Below are 15,514 nucleotides of genomic sequence, written 5' to 3' on the forward strand. Positions count from 1 at the left end.
ATCTTTCCCTCTTCTCAACGGGAGCGGCCGGGACCGGCATCAAGTTTGGCGCTGCCTCCGGAACGGTCACCGGCACCAATGTCGACTTCTCGAGCGGCGGCGGTCTGTCGGTGGTCGGCGGCGATGCGGTGTTCAACTTCGACAGCACCAGTTCGATCGCCAACTTCGGCGGCACCGCTGTCCGCATCCAGAATCGTACCGGCGGCAGCTTCGGCTTTGCCGGCACGGTCGGGACGAGCATCGGGTCCAGTGGCATCGCCATCTCCGGCGCAACGGGAGCAAACACGGTCAGCTTCTCCGGCGCAGTCAATCTCACCAGCAACGGCGGCACCCCTGTATCGATCGACAATGGCGGCCAGGCCTCGACCGTCAGCTTCGCCAACCTCACCATCACGACGGGCGGCGCCACAACGGCCTTCACCGCGACCAACGGCGGTACGGTCAATGTCGCCACCGGCTCGATCAGCACGACCGCCAACCGGGCCGTCAACCTCAACGGCATCGCCGCCGGCATCAATTTCACCTCGACCACCTCAGGCGGCGGCGCCAACAATGTCGCGCTCACCAACGTCACCGGTACGGTCAACCTCGGCGGCGGCGCGCTCAGCGGCGCGACGGGTACGGCGTTCCTGGTTTCGGGCGGCTCGGCCAATATCGACTACAACGGCACTATTGCCCACACCGCCAACGCCACCGCGATCGACGTCCAGAACCACACCGGCACCGCCGGCGGGGCCAGCACGATCTCGTTTGACGGAACGGTGTCGTCGACGGTCTCGAGCGACGGCATCAACTTGATCGGCAATGGCGGCACCAACGGCACCAACATCAATTTCACCAACACGCTGACCATCAACACATCGAGCAGCGGCGCCACCGGCTTCAACGCGACCGGCGGCGGCACGGTGACGGTGCAGGCCACCGGCAACACGATCACCTCCGGCACAGGCACGGCGCTCAACGTTGCCAACACGAATATCGGCGCCAGCGGGCTGACGTTCCAGAGCATTTCGGCCAGCGGCGCCGTCAACGGCATCGTGCTCAACAACACGGGCTCGGGTGGATTGACCGTTACAGGTGTCGGCACCACCGCCGGCTCGGGCGGCACAATTCAGAACACAACCGGGCGCGGCGCCAGTTTCATCAGCGCGAGCAACATCACGTTGAAGAACATGAATTTCACCAATGCCGGCACCGACGATCTCGATGCCGACAATTCGGGGCTTTCGACTGGTGACAACCTCACGACCAACGCGGCCATCCACCTTCAAAACGTCTCTACGGCGACGCTGGACCGGATCGCCATTTCGGGCGGCGCCGAGCAAGGCATCAACGGCAATACCGTTTCGAACTTCACGCTCAGCAACAGCAGCATATCGAATGCGGGCAATGGAGCGGACGAAGATGGCATCCATTTCTACAACATGTCCGGCACCAGCGCGGTCACCAACACCACGATCACAGGCAGCGGCGACGACAACTTCCAGCTGCAGACCCAGTCCGGCACGCTCGCGCTGACGATTTCAGGCGGCAGCTCGACTGGCGCCGTGCTTGGCAGCGGGTATCTGTTCGGCATCCGTGGAACGTCGAACGCCACGATCAACTTCTCGGGTGCCAATTCGAGCAACAACTTCAGCGGTGGCATCGTCGCCGATGCATTCGACAACTCCACAATGAACCTGAACGTCATCAACAGCACTTCGAGCAGCAACAACGATCAGCTGTCCGTCAGCGCCGGGGACAACAGCGATGTGAGCCTCGTCGCCACCGGCAACACGCTGAGCAGCACGGCGGCGGGCGACTTCGTCGTGGTGAGCCTGCTCGGGTCGGCGTTCGACAACGGCTTTACTTTTGACGCTCGAATTGAAAGCAATACCATCACGGTCGCAAACGGGCTGATAGCTGATGGCATATCGGTATTCAATGCCGGCGGCGGCGCCATGCGGGTCGGAATCAAAAACAACTCCATCGACTATGCCGGCACGCAACGCGCCATCCTTGTCCAGACCGGACAGGACGGCGCCGGCAGCATCCTGGCCCAGATAACCGGCAACGCGATTGACATGAAACTGGATGGCGCCGGAAATGCAGTCGCTGGCATTCTCGTTCAGTCGGGCATCACGTCGCCGACGGGAGATGGTTCATCCATCGATCTGAACATAGGCGGCGCCGGCGCTCTGGCCAACACCTTCACGCATTCGCTTGGCGGCACCATGGCGGCCGGCGACATCCGGGTACGTCAGCGCAACAACGGGACGATCAACCTTAGTGGCTATGCCGGGGCCCCCACGGATCTCGCCGCCGCCATCGCCTATCTGAACGGCCGCAATACAGTTGTTTCTGCATCAACCGCGACGGCCGACTCGACCGGATTTACCGGGCTCGCCACGGCGCCATTCCCATGATGGCGGTACCGAGAAGATAGCCCAACGTCGTGAGCTTAGCGCGACGCTAAAGCCCGTAGGTATATGATTATATTCCCGGGCTTCTCGCCGTTTAAATACTTCATATTATTTTATAAAATACTTCATTTATCAAAGAGCCAAGTAGACTTATCTGCCGGTCTGTGTATTCTACCGATATCTAATGAGGGCGCGAGACATGGCCGAGCCATTTCTATCGGAAATCAGGATTATGTCCTTTGTCTTCCCGCCCAAGGGTTGGGCGCTCTGTAACGGGCAGCTTTTGCCGATCAACCAGAACCAGGCGCTATTTTCACTGCTCGGAACCACTTTCGGCGGTGACGGCCAAGTCAATTTCGCGCTGCCCGATTATAGGGGACGTATCCCGATCCACGTTGGGAGCGGTCACACACTAGGCGAGCGCGGTGGCGAGCAAAGCCATACGCTGTCGATTTCCGAAATACCGACACACGTTCACTTTGCGCAGGCAAGCACAAACACCGGTAGCAGCCAGGATGGTGCGGGGAACGTTTTGGGGGTGGTTCCGGGGCGGCTGTATAGCGATTTCGCGAACGTGACGACGCTGAGCCCGAGCACAATTACCAGTGTCGGCGGCAGTCAGGCACATCTCAACATGCAGCCGTTCCTGACGCTGAGCTTCTGCATTGCCCTGCAGGGCATTTTCCCTTCGCCGAATTAAGGAGGCGCGGTCATGGCACAGCCTTATGTTGGTGAGATACGCATGTTTGCCGGCAATTTTGCGCCGGCCGGCTGGATGTTCTGCGAGGGACAGCTTCTGCCGATCTCGGAGAACGAGACACTGTTCCAGCTGATTGGCACGACCTATGGTGGCGATGGCCAGAGCACCTTCGCGCTGCCCGACCTGCAAGGCCGTGTTCCGCTCCATCAGGGCAGCGGCTTTATTCTTGCGGAGACGGGAGGCGTGGAGGAAGTCAATCTGACAATTTCCCAGATTCCTTCACACAGCCATCCGATGGTCGCGTCCCTGAACATTGGTCAAGATACAAGTCCCAGCGGGAAGGTCGTTGCACAGATTGGCGGTGGCGCCTTGCCCTACATCCAGGACACGACCGATACCGACATGGCCCAGCAGGCTGTAACAGCCGTTGGCGGCAGCCAGCCGCACAGCAATTTCCAGCCGTATCTTTGCATCAGCTTTATCATTTCACTTTTCGGCATCTTTCCGTCGCCGACCTGAGAGGGACATCATGGCTGACCCGTTCGTCGCCGAAATCCGAATCTTCCCCTTTTATTTCGCGCCCAGGGGCTGGGCGTGGTGCGACGGGCAGTTGCTGCCGCTGTCGCAGAACACGGCATTGTTCTCGTTGCTGGGCACGACCTATGGCGGCAATGGCAAAAGCAATTTTGCCTTGCCCGACCTTCAGGGCCGCTTGCCGATGCACCCGGGGCAAGGACCAGGGCTTTCGCTGCACGATCTCGGCGAGACCGACGGTACGGAAACGGTAAGCCTGCTCGAATCGGAGATTCCTAACCACACCCACGCAATGCGCGACCATGACATCGACCTAGGCGAACTCAATGCGCCGTCCTCGACGCGAAGCCTGGCCAAATCCACCAACGCAACAATCTATACCCCGGCGGCCAACCTGACGCAGATGAGCCCTCAAGCGCTCCCCCCTGCCGGCGGCGACCAGCCGCACAACAACATGCAGCCCTATCTCACCTGCTATTTCTGCATCGCGCTGCAGGGCGTCTTCCCGCCAAGAAGCTGAATTCCGAACCGAAAGGGCAGGACCGTACGATGGCCAAGAACGCAGAACCGAAGTCGAAGGTCCCCGCAGCGAAGACGCCGGCGCCGAAAGCGGCTTCCAGGGCCCGCCCGGCGCCGTCCAGCCCTCCACCCATTTTCCAGCACAAGCCGGCCGGCACGTCGTTTTTCGAACTGTCGCGGCTGATGGTGGTGGGGATCGATTCCGCCAAGGGGCAGTTGATCCAGAAGGCGCAGCTTTCGCCGAACGGGCCATGGCCCTCGGCCTGGTCGTTCATCGCGCCCGGCGCCTGGGTGATCATGACGGCGGGCCTCACCAAGGACGGCCGTGTCGCCGTGGTCGCGCAGCCATCGGGAACCACCAATCTGTCCTTCATCACCGAAGACGCCAACCAGATCGGCCCGGTCGAGAAATGGACCGCGCCGATGAGCATCGGCACGCCGCCCGGCGCCACCTCCTATCAGAAGCTTTCGATGGCGCGCGATGCCGATGGCCGCATCGAGGTCTTCGTCACCGACAATCAGGGCCGCATCTGGTGGATCTACCAGAATCCGGACCAGATCGTGCAGGTGCAGAAAACCATCACGCCGCCCGGCACGACGACACCGATCGTCGTCACCGTCGACGTGCTGACGCCGCCGGCCAAACCGTGGAGCGACTGGATCCAGATCCCCGGCGGCCTGGTGACGGTTTCGGCGATACGCCAGGGTGACGGCCGCATCGCGCTGTTCGGCATCAATTCGAACCTGCATCTCTATCGCTGCCAGCAGGCGAAGGCGCAGGCCCTGAAGGCCGCCGACTGGACGGGTTGGGTGCAGATCGACACGACCCAGACAGGTGGCTTCATCGAGATGGCGCCGGTCATCGGCCCGCTGGGCGCCACCAATTTGTTCGCCCTGACCCAGAACGGCCAGGTGCTGCACACGCGCCAGATGCCCGCCGGATCGGATACGTGGACGCAGTGGGCGACACCCGGCTACTCCAGGGCGCCCAACCAGGCGCTTGCTGCCGGCATCCAGGGCGACGGCGATATCGTGCTGGTCGCGGCCGACCAGCAGCACTTCCTCCAATTCAACGCGCAATGGGATGCCTATACCCAGAACTGGTCGGGATGGCGCGATTTCGGCGCATCCCTTCGCCCGACGCGCCTGACGCTCAACTACAATGCCGACGGCCGGCTCGCTTTGTTCAGCCTGGCGCTCATGCCGGACGGCACCAACGGGCTGTGGACGATCAACCAGATGGGCGTCGACAGTTCCGAATGGGAGTATAACTGGACGTCGCTGACCGACAACAATCTCAAGCAGATCGTCGTCGTGCGCGACCTGACGCCGCCGGTCTGACGGTTGATTTCCGGCAGCGTGGCGGAAGGCAAGCAGGCCCGTCCGGTCTGGCCCCGGTCTGACACGGCCGGGCTCCGCTTTCGTGCGGCAGTGGAGGCGGACTTGCCGTTCCTGTCGCGGCTCTATGCCTCGACCCGCTTCGAAGAACTCGCGGTGACGTCGTGGAGCGAGGCGCAGAAGGCCGAATTCCTCGGCATGCAGTTCCAGGCCCAGCACGCGCATTACCGAAAACACTATCCCGAGGCCGATTGGCTGGTGGTGGAACGCGATAGCGAAGACATCGGCCGCCTCTATATCGAGTGCTGGCCAACCCAGCACCGCATCATCGACATTGCCTTCCTGCCGCATCATCGCCGCAAGGGCTACGGCACCGCACTGCTCTGCGACCTCATCGACGAGGCATGGTTAGCCGGCAAATCAGCGTCGATCCATGTCGAGAAGCACAATCCGGCGAGACGGATTTATGTCGCGCTCGGCTTCGCGGTCGTCGAGGACAAGGGCGTTTATGACCTGATGGCCTGTGCGCCGCCGGGGGGCGACGATCTATGATCGTCGGAACCGATTTGTTGGCAGATGCGATCATTGTCTATGGTCATCGTTTGCGCTGCCCCTCACCTGCCTGCCGGCATCCTCTCCCCGTATAGTGACGGGGAGAGGGACGCTTTCATCGCGGATTTCGCCAATCTCCAGCGTTGCAAGAAAGGCGTCGGCGTCGCAGCCAGCCACTCTCGCCCCGTTTACGGGGAGAGATGTCCGGCAGGACAGTGAGGGGCGGCGCCGGCGGCAAGGATTGTCGCATCAGGCCCTGTCACGATGCGATAGGCCTGCATGCAGCCCAAAACTGGGTCCTAATTGAACACCGCCTCGTACAGCCGCCCCGTCGCATCGGCGGCGACCGGCACGATGAAGATCTCGTGGCTGCCGCTTTCCCCGGTGAAAAGATAGGTCGCCTGCGGCAGTGCGATGTCGCGCGGGCCTTTGAACAGCAGCGAGAAACCGCCGCCCGGGCGCGGGCTGGCGGCGATGGGCTTGACCGCGCTCAGTTCGAGCGGGATTTGCTGGCCCCCGGCTTCGATGGTGAAGGTTTGTCCCTGCTCGAAATCCGCCATCCCGTTTGCCTCAATCTGTCCGCCGGAGCGGTTCAGCGTTCGGATCGCTGATCCGGCTTTTGTTTCTTCGCAATTGCCAGGGGAAAACCGCTCCACACTTTTCCTGGAATTGCTCCAGTGGAGGCACTGTCGCCGCTTCGCCGCAAGCTGTCCAGAGGCGGGCAGGCTGGCGGTCGTGTCCCCAAGACAATCGACCGCCGCAATCCCAAAATACAGCACCGCCTGTCCTTTTATGCGCGCGAGAGACGCTGTAGTACTTTGTTCCTGCGCGGGGTTCCTTTCGACCCAAGATCAGCGCAAACAAGCATAGATCCCGGCTTCGGGACCATTGGCAGCCTGATGGGCGTGCGGGAGACGGATGATGGCTGATGCAAAGACGGAAGTGACGGGCGACGCGATGCCGCTGTTCTATTCGAGGCCCGAGGCGCTCAACCCGGCGCGGCACGGCTCGCTCGGCCTGACTGCACGCAGCGATTTCGGCTTCGCCCGCTCGGCGCACGCCATTCCGGTGGTGGCGTCGGAAATGCCGGCGGCGATGCGCTCCTACCCGATCGTCTTTATCGGCCCGGCCAAGGCGCCGGTGATCATCACCGGCGTGCGCCAGAACGAGAACCTGTTCGTCGATGCCGAAGGCAAATGGACCGCGCCGCACTACATCCCCGCCTATGTCCGCCGCTATCCCTTCATCCTGGCCGAAGACCCGACATCGGCCGGCCGGCTGACGCTGTGCGTCGAACGGGCCAGCGACCGCATCGTCGACCAGTTGCTGGCGCCGTCCCGCGATGACAAGATCCTGCCGTTCTTCACCGGCAACGAGCCAACCGAAGCGACCAAACAGGCGCTCGCCTTCTGCAATCAGTTCCAGATCGACTTCCGAGCCACCCGCGAGATGGTCGAAAAGATCGATGCGCACGGCCTGTTTTCGCCACGCCAGAGCAAGGTGACACTGGAAGGCGGCGAGGTGCTCAACCTCACCGATTTCCAGGTGATCGACGAGCCGGCCTTCAACAAATTGAGCGACGAGGCGTTTCTCGACCTGCGCAAATCAGGCGCGCTCGGCCTGCTCTATTGCCACCTCGCCTCGACCAACAGCTGGACCTCGCTGGTGCATCAGGCGTCGCTGCGGAAGGCGGGGCGGCCAGCGAGCTGATTTCACCCTGGCTCGCACTAGATTGATCGTGACAACAGCGCAAGTGATTAACTTGAGGACACAGTGATAGTTCCGTCTTCAGGGCCGCTTACGATGGTCTCCTCGAAGTAATTATTTGTGATCCGAACATAGTATTCTCCGGTCAGAGCGCCGGATTCCGCTTTAAGCTTAAAGTTAATTGTTGTTGTGTCTTCGATGTTAGTGTCGTTGTCGTTGATTAATAAACATGAGGCTATGTCTGAAGTGTCAGCATAAATAAAATCAATTACCAGGTACTCTGTGTCGTTAAACCAGCCCCGGTCCGGGGAGACCGTCACGCTCACAGTAATCGGCTCTCCGGCTCTTACAGCATTCCCTTCAGGTGTATCGACGCGCACTATATCTACTCTTGCCATGATCCATCTCCCTTTGGCATTCTCAAATGACAATCGGGAACGCTAGTCGAGATCGCCGCGCCCGTTGCGGTTCATTGCGCCACCGGACCGCCCCATCGCACCGCCAGACCTGCCCATGGCGCCGCCCGATCGCCCCATCGCACCACCAGATCTTCCCATTGCTCCACCCGACCGGCCAAACGAATGCGGGTCCAGCTCTGCACCCAACAGAACATCTTCGAGCGTTCCCGTGTCGAGCTCCAGCCGCATTGTCAGGTCACTCTTGTCGTACACCCAGACCTGCATTCCGCGGGCAAATGAGCCTATCTGCGATGAAAGTCCGGTATAGGCAGGGTCGCTTGGACCGCGGCTCATGACCTTCAGATCGGTGTCCGCCGGAGCTGGATAATCAACCGCGGTGCCAGGCCCATGAACAAGAAGTATGGTCGGTCTGGCCAGCTCGTAGAACTGCGCCTCGAAGGTGAATGCATAGATCCTTGCCAGCAGGCTGCCGGAGGCGTCGATCTGGTTCTGCAGGAATCTGTTATTGCCAGGTCTTGGAGGCCGTCCCCCATCGATCCTCTTCTTCAGCTTCAAATCTTCAAGAACTCTACCGAACAAGTGTATGGCCGAGGTATTTAAAATGGTTTCAGTTATCATGGATCACCCCATACTCTGCAATGTCGATCAAAGCTCGGCGCCACTTCTGGACATCCAATATTTCTCGAAATAGCTCATATCCGGGAGACGCACCTGATCCCGTGGACGAGCGGTTCGACCCTCATGAACATGGCTCTTTCGGTCTGGCTTCGTCAGGCGAGGCCCGGCACGGTAGCGAAAAATCCCTCTTCGGTCGAAATCCCGGAAGATGATGCTTGATAGTTCTCCTCCGGTCACACGGTCGTCGACCGCGAGCATCGTTCTCGCCACGTCACGATAGTCCAGGAAATCCGGGGCGAGAGCCCACAGCGTCTCGGCGAGATAGGTACCCACGATATCGCGCGCGTCGAGCAGCGCTTCGACGAAACCGTCTGGATTGCGCGTGAAATCGCGGTCAAAGACCTTCTGGAGCGGCGCCTCGGCGGTTGGGTAGATCTCGGCGAGGTCGGCAAGATCTTCGGCCTCCGGCGAAATCAGTCCTCGATCCACCAAGCTCTCGTGAAAGACATCGACCAGAATGTCGAAGACGGCACCCGTTAGAGGTTGCGACAAGGCATGCTCGTCGGTCCAGCCGTCCGCGAAATCGGCCATCGTCAGCTTGTTGTTGGCCTCGCGTATCTGGCGGTGCGGTGAAAATTCCGAAAAGCGAGAGAGTTGATTGGCGATGTAGAGGTTCCCACGCGTCACCGTCAGAACGTTTTCGATCACGGATGGAAAATGCATGGCCGCGATCAACGAAACGCAGTCGGAAAAGGCCTCCTGAAAGCCCAGATATTCGGGGAACTCAGCTCCCGGCTTGGGTATGCCGAGGACGCTGTAGACGAACGCATGGCCAACCTCATGCGCGATAATATCGAAGTCGAGGCTGAAGGGGAGCGCGCGTCCGTCTTTCGTGAATTGGCTGCCGAGCTCGAGGAAGCCATAGCCGTATTGAGCGTTGTCCCAATCCGGCAGGATCGAGATTTCCAGACGGTCGTGGTGATCGTGGAAATGCCAGACGAGCGGTTGGCCGATGTAACGCTCCCAAACGTCGAGCGTGAAGCGCACGCATCCGAACGCGTGCGCTGCTTCGAAGCCGGGCGTCGAGGGCTGATAGTGATCGAAGTTGCCTTCCTCGTCGGGAATGGCCGGATCGAGGATCGCTCGCGTCCAGGGCGGCAGGGAGATGAAGGGCGTGCCCAACGGACCGTGGTTGACGCCATAGGGCCGCATCTTGTCGGCCGGCTCGACGACATACATACGATCGTCGGATGGGCCAGGTCCGACACTGCCTCGCGGGGAAGAAACCGTAATGATCTCGGGACTTGACGTAGGGTCTTCGAACGGAGGCTGAACGAACAACCTGAACCGGGTACCCATTCCCCACCTCTCGGTTATATTAGTTACGTAACATAATATCCGCGGGATGGCGAGGGCGTTGGTTTTTCGGGTAAATCTTCCTGAAGGCCGATTCTTGATTATCGGCGACAATTTGACTCAAGAACAATGCGTATCGCTACTGCAGCAGCTGGAGCAACTTCTGGTAGCGAGGATGACTGCGAACAGAGGCGAAATCGGAATCGTTCTTGAACCAGAGTCTCATCTCGGCGCCAGCCTGCGGCAGCCACGCTTCCAAAAGGTCGATCGAACGTTCGAACTCCCCCAGCAACGCATAGGTACAAGCTGCGTTGTATTGGACGTTGATATCGTTAGGGTCGATCGCCAGAGACCGGTCAAGCCACTTGGCCGCCCTATCGCGTTCACCAAGGAAGGCCAGCACGATAGCCCCTAGGCAGGCACAATTGGCGTTCTCGGGATGCAAACGGAGTTCCTCTTCAGCTCTCTCCAATGCGATTCGTGCATAAAGCTCCGCGTCGTTCTGTTGGCCGAGAGTACGAAAGACGTTCACCAGCATCACCGGTGCGCCGTAGTCGGACGGTTTGATTTCCATCGCGCGCATGAAGTACGTGGCGGCGAACTCGAACTGGCCGCCGGTTACGCAAAACTCGGCATAGTAACGATTGGCCTCGTGGCAATTGGCGTCGAGCGTAAGAGCCTGTTCGAACGCCGCCGCAGCCTCGGAACGGCGATCGGCGAGGGACAGGGCAAAGCCCCTGGCTGAATGCGCTTCGGCCAAATTCGCGTCCAGGGCCAGGGCCTTGTCCGCGGTCGCGAGAATGTCGTCCACATGGATCGGTGAGCCGTAGTTCGACTGAAGGCGTACGTCGCAGACCGCCAGACCTGCATAGGCACGGGCATATCCCGGATCGAGCTCAATGGCCCTGATATAGCTTTGTCTGGCCATCAGGTGGTTGGCTCTGGTCGCGATGTGGCTGTAATCGCGCCCTCGAAGGTAATGCGTATAGGCTTCCACATTGTCCGTCGGCGCCTGCTCGATAGCTTTCCTCTCCTCAGGCAGGAGCTTGACCCTGAGCTGCGCCACGACCGCTTTGGCGATTTCGTCCTGCACGGCGAAGATGTCGGTGAGGTCGCGGTCGTAGCGGGCAGCCCAAACGTGTCCGTCCGTGGCGCCCTCGATCAACTCGGCATTGATCCTGACCCGGTTTCCCGCCTTGCGGACGCTGCCCTCGACAATGTAGCCGACGCCAAGCTCCCTGGCGATGCGTTCCATCTTGTCGGTCCTGCCCTTGAACGCGAAGACTGTATTGCGGCTGAGCACGAACAGGCCGGAGACGTTCGAGAGGTCGGTTATGATGTCTTCAGTGATGCCATCGCTGAAATACTGCTGGTCGGGATCAGCGCTAAGATTGGCGAATGGCAGGATCGCCACCGACGGCTTGTCGGACCGCACCAGCGTCTGGACGGTTCTGGCCGCAACATGCGTCTCGACATAAGACACGCCCTGGTCCCAGTTGGCGAAGTAGACATGCACCTGCTGGGCAATGTTCTTGACGGTCCTGGTGCCCTGATCGGCGAAGTCGACGCCCAGCTTGTTGCCGACCGCATGGCGCACCGCTTCCGAGCAGGCAATGCCGCCGGGCATCGCGAGGCCCTGCAGCCGCACCGCAAGATTGACACCGTCGCCCTGGAAATCATCACCGTCGACGATGATGTCGCCAAGGTTGATGCCCATGCGAAACTTGAAATGCCGATCCTCGGGGATGCCGGCATTCCGCTCGGGCATGCCGCGCTGGATCTCGACCGCGCAGCGCGCCGCATTGATTACGCTGCCGAACTCGACCAGAAAGCCGTCACCCATCACTTTGAAGATGCGCCCGCCGTGCTTGGTGACGGTCGGATCGAAGAACTCCCGTCGATGCTGCCGAAGGAGATTGAGCGTGTGCTCTTCGTCGACCTCCATAAGACGGCTATAGCCGACCACATCCGCGGCCAGGATCGCCGCCAGCCGACGCTCAACATGCTCCTCGGACATGTCGTCTCCTGAAATCGCAGACAATTGTTCCGCCTGAGTTAGTTCTAGCTGATTTACCTGCTCGGCGCCAACGCCGCTGGAGGTCGCTCGCGCCCGATTCGCGGTCTCGGCCGTCATGGTCGCGAAATGGAAGCGAAAGCCGTTGGCCGATTATCCATGGCATATCGATCGCCCGCGACGCAAATTCCGGAGCCGCCTCGCTCTACGCGCGGACAACCTGTTGAGGCTCAACACCCAGGTCGGATGGGCAGCCCTACGTTCCCGGCTTCGGCTGGAAACGTCGTCCCCCCGCTCCCCGGCGCCAGATAGCAAAAAGGCCCGGTTACCCGGGCCCTTTATGCTTTTCAAATCTAAAGAAGATTTGGAGCGGGTGAAGCGATTCGAACGCTCGACCCCAACCTTGGCAAGGTTGTGCTCTACCCCTGAGCTACACCCGCTCGCGCGGCGTCTTGGCCGCAAGCCGGGCCTATATGGCTGAAGAGCGCGGCGATTGCAACAGGGAAATCGCAGGCTTTTTGCGACACGATGCGCGGGGCCGGCAAGCCGCCGGCGGGCGCGTGAGTGGCGGGCGGCGAGGCGCCAGCGCGAAGGGCGGTGCCGCTCACCATGATGTCGCATGACGGTCTTGTGTCGGCTGCCCCATTGGCCGTAAACGGCTGGCTTGAGAAACGGGACGAAACCGATGCCGAAGACCGAAGCCGATTTGATGGCCTTTCTTGCCGAACTCGGCATTGCCACGTCGACGAAGCGCCACCCGCCGCTCTATACCGTCGCCGATTCGCAGGCACTGCGCGGCGAGATCGCCGGCGGGCACACGAAAAACCTGTTCCTGAAGGACAAGAAGGACAATTTCTTCCTGGTCACCGTCGGCGAGGACGCGGTCGTCGACCTGAAGCAGATCCACCAGGTGATCGGCGCCGCCAGCCGGGTTTCCTTCGGAAAGCCGGAGATGCTGATGGAGCTGCTCGGCGTCACACCGGGCGCCGTCACGGTCTTTGGCGTCATCAACGACACGGCAAACAGGGTCAAGCTCGTGCTCGACAAGGATTTGATGGAGCATGCGGTCATCAATGGGCATCCGCTGACCAATGAGGCGACGACATCGATCGCGGCGCGCGACCTGATCAGATTCGTCGAGGCAACCGGGCACGATGCTGCTATCTTGAAAGTCTCCGTGTGATCGCCACATGGATGGCTTGAGTCAGATGGTCTGAAGCATAGGGCGCCTGGCCGCCGGCCGGCGGCGCCACGGAAGGGTAGAGAGATGAGCGACAACAATCCGTTCGGCGGCTCCTTTGGCGGCAATGGCGGCCAGTACACCACCTCGGTGCAGTATGGTGGAGCCGCGCCGGCGCCGGCGAAAGTCGCGCTTGGCGATGCGCCCGCCGCTCCCGCCGATGTGATCAAGGACACGACGACGGCTGCCTTTGCCGCCGATGTCATCCAGGAATCGCGCCGCCAGCCGGTGCTGGTCGATTTCTGGGCGCCCTGGTGCGGGCCTTGCAAGCAGTTGACGCCGCAGTTGGAGAAGGCGGTCAAGGCCGCCGGCGGCAGGGTCAAGCTGGTCAAGATGAACATCGACGACCATCCCTCGATCGCCGGCCAGCTCGGCATCCAGTCTATCCCGGCGGTCATCGCCTTCAAGGACGGCCAGCCGGTCGATGGCTTCATGGGCGCCATCCCGGAGAGCCAGATCAACGAATTCATCACCAAGGTCGGCGGCAAGGGCAATGGCGCGCCGCCGGTGGCCGAAGCCCTGGCCGCGGCCACCGAGGCGCGCGACGCCGGCGACATGCAGACCGCGGCCGACATTTATGACGCCATCCTGGCGCAGGCGCCGGAGACGATCGAGGCGATCGCCGGACTGGGCGAACTGTTGTTCGACGCCGGCGACACGGAAGGCGCCGAGGCGCTTTTGGCAACGGCCCCGGAGGCCAAGAAGGATGCGCCGCCGCTGGCAGCCCTTCGCGCCAGGATGGCGGTTGCGGCGCAGACGGCGGCTCTCGGCAATCCAGCCGAGTTCGAGCGCCGGCTGGCGGAAAATCCCGGAGATCACCAGGCGCGCTTCGATCTGGCCATGATCCAGAACGCCAACGGCGACCGTACGGCCGCGGCCGACAATCTGCTGGCCATCATCAAGGCCGACCGGGCCTGGAACGAGGATGGCGCGAGGACGCAATTGCTGCAGCTGTTCGAGGCCTGGGGCATGACCGACGAGGCGACGCTGGCGGCGCGCCGCAAATTGTCGGCGCTGCTGTTCTCCTGAGCCGGCTGCCGGTTGTTTTGCCGCACGGGCTTGGCGTCGGCGACGACTGCGCCAGATTAGCTGGTATGACGCGCTTCTGGTGAAGCGATCGGAGGAATATGGTGCAAGCGGGAAACGCGCATTACCGGCTCGCCAAGGATTTGCCGTCGACGATCCCGATCTTTCCGCTCGAGGGTGCGCTTTTGCTGCCGGGAGGCCGCATGCCGCTCAACATCTTCGAGCCGCGCTATCTGCAGATGGTGGACGAGGCGATTGCCGGCTCGCGGCTCATCGGCGTCATCCAGCCCAGTCTCGATGGCGCCTTGCGCGGCGATGGCGAGCCGGAGCTCTGCAATGTCGGTTGCGCCGGGCGCATCATCGCCTTCTCCGAAAGTGGCGACGGCCGCTACCTGATTTCGCTGCAGGGCGTGTGCCGGTTCCGCATCGCTCACGAATTGACGGTCAAGACGCCGTTTCGCCAGTGCAAGCCCGCGCCTTTCCTTGCCGATCTCGACGAGGATCAGGCGGACAACGAGATCGACCGGCCATCGCTGCTCAAGGCGTTTCGCGCCTATCTGCAGGCCAACGATCTGGAGGCCGACTGGGAAAGCGTCAGCCGCGCCGAAAATGCCATGCTGGTCAATGCGCTGTCGATGATGGCGCCCTACGGGCCGGCCGAGAAACAGGCGCTGCTCGAAGCAGCCGACCTGAAGACCCGGGCGGAGACGCTGATCGCCATCACCGAAATGGCGCTGGCGCGCGAGAATGAGGATTTTGGCTCGAGTTTGCAGTAAGAGGGCGCGATGGCGGACGGACGTGACGGGAAGAAGGTCGACCCCAAGCTGCTGGAACTCTTGGCCTGCCCGCTGACCAAGGGGCCGCTGGCCTGGGATCCAGAGCGCGGCGAACTGATTTCCAGGGTCGCCAAGATTGCCTATCCGGTGCGTGACGGCATCCCGATCATGCTGCCCTCCGAGGCGCGGACGCTTTCGGTGGAGGACGTGCTCGCCCCGCTGCCGCCACGCTTGGGTGGGCCGGGCTGAGGGGCACGTTTCTTATACCCGCCAATTTGCCGAAGGCAGGCGGGACAGCGGGGAGCGCGAAGGA

Annotated in this window: 15 protein-coding genes, 1 tRNA gene and 1 pseudogene; 11 read left to right on the forward strand and 6 right to left on the reverse strand. The window is 61.4% G+C overall.

Features of this window, described 5'->3' with window-relative positions; genetic code table 11:
• The 6 genes and pseudogenes from EOC06_RS40180 to EOC06_RS17300 all read left to right on the forward strand — a co-directional run.
• Positions 1-2,405: pseudogene (locus EOC06_RS40180) on the forward strand (S-layer family protein); the annotation flags it as partial.
• Positions 2,406-2,601: 196 nt separating this feature from the next.
• Positions 2,602-3,102: a phage tail protein gene (locus EOC06_RS17280; protein WP_127267580.1), complete on the forward strand. Its 501-nt coding sequence runs from the start codon at positions 2,602-2,604 to the stop codon at positions 3,100-3,102.
• Between the two features lie 12 nt (positions 3,103-3,114).
• A complete protein-coding gene (locus EOC06_RS17285) occupies positions 3,115-3,621 on the forward strand; it encodes a phage tail protein (RefSeq protein WP_128308336.1) in 507 nt (168 codons plus the stop codon).
• A 10-nt stretch (positions 3,622-3,631) separates the two neighbouring features.
• The gene (locus EOC06_RS17290) at positions 3,632-4,156 is read left to right on the forward strand and encodes a phage tail protein (RefSeq protein WP_127267582.1); all 525 of its coding nucleotides are present in this window, start codon (positions 3,632-3,634) and stop codon (positions 4,154-4,156) included.
• 29 nt (positions 4,157-4,185) lie between these two features.
• Positions 4,186-5,496, forward strand: coding sequence for a hypothetical protein (locus EOC06_RS17295; RefSeq protein ID WP_128308337.1), 1,311 nt, complete (start codon positions 4,186-4,188; stop codon positions 5,494-5,496).
• An 18-nt stretch (positions 5,497-5,514) separates the two neighbouring features.
• Positions 5,515-6,045: a GNAT family N-acetyltransferase gene (locus EOC06_RS17300; protein WP_281062085.1), complete on the forward strand. Its 531-nt coding sequence runs from the start codon at positions 5,515-5,517 to the stop codon at positions 6,043-6,045.
• 299 nt (positions 6,046-6,344) lie between these two features.
• Here the strand turns inward: EOC06_RS17300 and EOC06_RS42735 are convergent, their stop codons facing one another.
• Entirely contained in the window at positions 6,345-6,824 is a 480-nt protein-coding gene (locus tag EOC06_RS42735) for a hypothetical protein (protein WP_245469709.1), read from the reverse strand.
• A 142-nt stretch (positions 6,825-6,966) separates the two neighbouring features.
• Between EOC06_RS42735 and EOC06_RS17315 the strand changes: the two genes are divergently transcribed.
• Positions 6,967-7,755, forward strand: coding sequence for a SapC family protein (locus EOC06_RS17315; RefSeq protein ID WP_128308339.1), 789 nt, complete (start codon positions 6,967-6,969; stop codon positions 7,753-7,755).
• Positions 7,756-7,802: 47 nt separating this feature from the next.
• Here EOC06_RS17315 and EOC06_RS17320 read toward each other — a convergent pair whose 3' ends face one another.
• The 5 genes from EOC06_RS17320 to EOC06_RS17340 all read right to left on the reverse strand — a co-directional run bounded on the left by EOC06_RS17320 (position 7,803) and on the right by EOC06_RS17340 (position 12,599).
• Positions 7,803-8,150 (reverse strand): hypothetical protein, encoded by a 348-nt coding sequence (locus EOC06_RS17320; protein ID WP_127267586.1) that lies wholly within the window; start codon positions 8,148-8,150, stop codon positions 7,803-7,805.
• 42 nt (positions 8,151-8,192) lie between these two features.
• Positions 8,193-8,789 carry a hypothetical protein gene (locus EOC06_RS17325; protein WP_127267587.1) on the reverse strand — a complete coding sequence of 199 codons (597 nt, stop codon included), beginning with the start codon at positions 8,787-8,789 and terminating at the stop codon, positions 8,193-8,195.
• 27 nt (positions 8,790-8,816) lie between these two features.
• Positions 8,817-10,148 (reverse strand): hypothetical protein, encoded by a 1,332-nt coding sequence (locus tag EOC06_RS17330; protein ID WP_127320981.1) that lies wholly within the window; start codon positions 10,146-10,148, stop codon positions 8,817-8,819.
• A gap of 136 nt (positions 10,149-10,284) precedes the next feature.
• Positions 10,285-12,162: an adenylate/guanylate cyclase domain-containing protein gene (locus EOC06_RS17335; RefSeq protein WP_127267589.1), complete on the reverse strand. Its 1,878-nt coding sequence runs from the start codon at positions 12,160-12,162 to the stop codon at positions 10,285-10,287.
• A 362-nt stretch (positions 12,163-12,524) separates the two neighbouring features.
• A tRNA-Gly gene (locus tag EOC06_RS17340) sits at positions 12,525-12,599 on the reverse strand.
• A 245-nt stretch (positions 12,600-12,844) separates the two neighbouring features.
• On the opposite strand from EOC06_RS17340, the gene EOC06_RS17345 reads away from it, so the two are divergent.
• The 4 genes from EOC06_RS17345 to EOC06_RS17360 all read left to right on the forward strand — a co-directional run bounded on the left by EOC06_RS17345 (position 12,845) and on the right by EOC06_RS17360 (position 15,450).
• Entirely contained in the window at positions 12,845-13,342 is a 498-nt protein-coding gene (locus tag EOC06_RS17345) for a prolyl-tRNA synthetase associated domain-containing protein (protein ID WP_127271756.1), read from the forward strand.
• A gap of 84 nt (positions 13,343-13,426) precedes the next feature.
• Entirely contained in the window at positions 13,427-14,428 is a 1,002-nt protein-coding gene (gene trxA / locus EOC06_RS17350; protein ID WP_128308340.1) for a thioredoxin, read from the forward strand.
• A gap of 101 nt (positions 14,429-14,529) precedes the next feature.
• A complete protein-coding gene (locus EOC06_RS17355) occupies positions 14,530-15,201 on the forward strand; it encodes an LON peptidase substrate-binding domain-containing protein (RefSeq protein ID WP_023810888.1) in 672 nt (223 codons plus the stop codon).
• Between the two features lie 9 nt (positions 15,202-15,210).
• Positions 15,211-15,450, forward strand: a complete 240-nt coding sequence (locus EOC06_RS17360) for a Trm112 family protein (protein WP_128290056.1) — start codon at positions 15,211-15,213, stop codon at positions 15,448-15,450.
• Positions 15,451-15,514 lie beyond the last annotated feature (64 nt).

This window comes from Mesorhizobium sp. M7A.F.Ca.MR.362.00.0.0 (assembly GCF_004023175.1).
Taxonomy (GTDB): domain Bacteria; phylum Pseudomonadota; class Alphaproteobacteria; order Rhizobiales; family Rhizobiaceae; genus Mesorhizobium.

Coding starts and splice junctions, on each gene's coding strand:
- EOC06_RS17280 (WP_127267580.1), top strand. CDS start 2,602: ATGGCCGAGCCATTTCTATCGGAAATCAGGATTATGTCCTTTGTCTTC.
- EOC06_RS17285 (WP_128308336.1), top strand. CDS start 3,115: ATGGCACAGCCTTATGTTGGTGAGATACGCATGTTTGCCGGCAATTTT.
- EOC06_RS17290 (WP_127267582.1), top strand. CDS start 3,632: ATGGCTGACCCGTTCGTCGCCGAAATCCGAATCTTCCCCTTTTATTTC.
- EOC06_RS17295 (WP_128308337.1), top strand. CDS start 4,186: ATGGCCAAGAACGCAGAACCGAAGTCGAAGGTCCCCGCAGCGAAGACG.
- EOC06_RS17315 (WP_128308339.1), top strand. CDS start 6,967: ATGGCTGATGCAAAGACGGAAGTGACGGGCGACGCGATGCCGCTGTTC.
- EOC06_RS17320 (WP_127267586.1), bottom strand. CDS start 8,150: ATGGCAAGAGTAGATATAGTGCGCGTCGATACACCTGAAGGGAATGCT.
- EOC06_RS17325 (WP_127267587.1), bottom strand. CDS start 8,789: ATGATAACTGAAACCATTTTAAATACCTCGGCCATACACTTGTTCGGT.
- EOC06_RS17330 (WP_127320981.1), bottom strand. CDS start 10,148: ATGGGTACCCGGTTCAGGTTGTTCGTTCAGCCTCCGTTCGAAGACCCT.
- EOC06_RS17335 (WP_127267589.1), bottom strand. CDS start 12,162: ATGTCCGAGGAGCATGTTGAGCGTCGGCTGGCGGCGATCCTGGCCGCG.
- EOC06_RS17345 (WP_127271756.1), top strand. CDS start 12,845: ATGCCGAAGACCGAAGCCGATTTGATGGCCTTTCTTGCCGAACTCGGC.
- trxA (WP_128308340.1), top strand. CDS start 13,427: ATGAGCGACAACAATCCGTTCGGCGGCTCCTTTGGCGGCAATGGCGGC.
- EOC06_RS17360 (WP_128290056.1), top strand. CDS start 15,211: ATGGCGGACGGACGTGACGGGAAGAAGGTCGACCCCAAGCTGCTGGAA.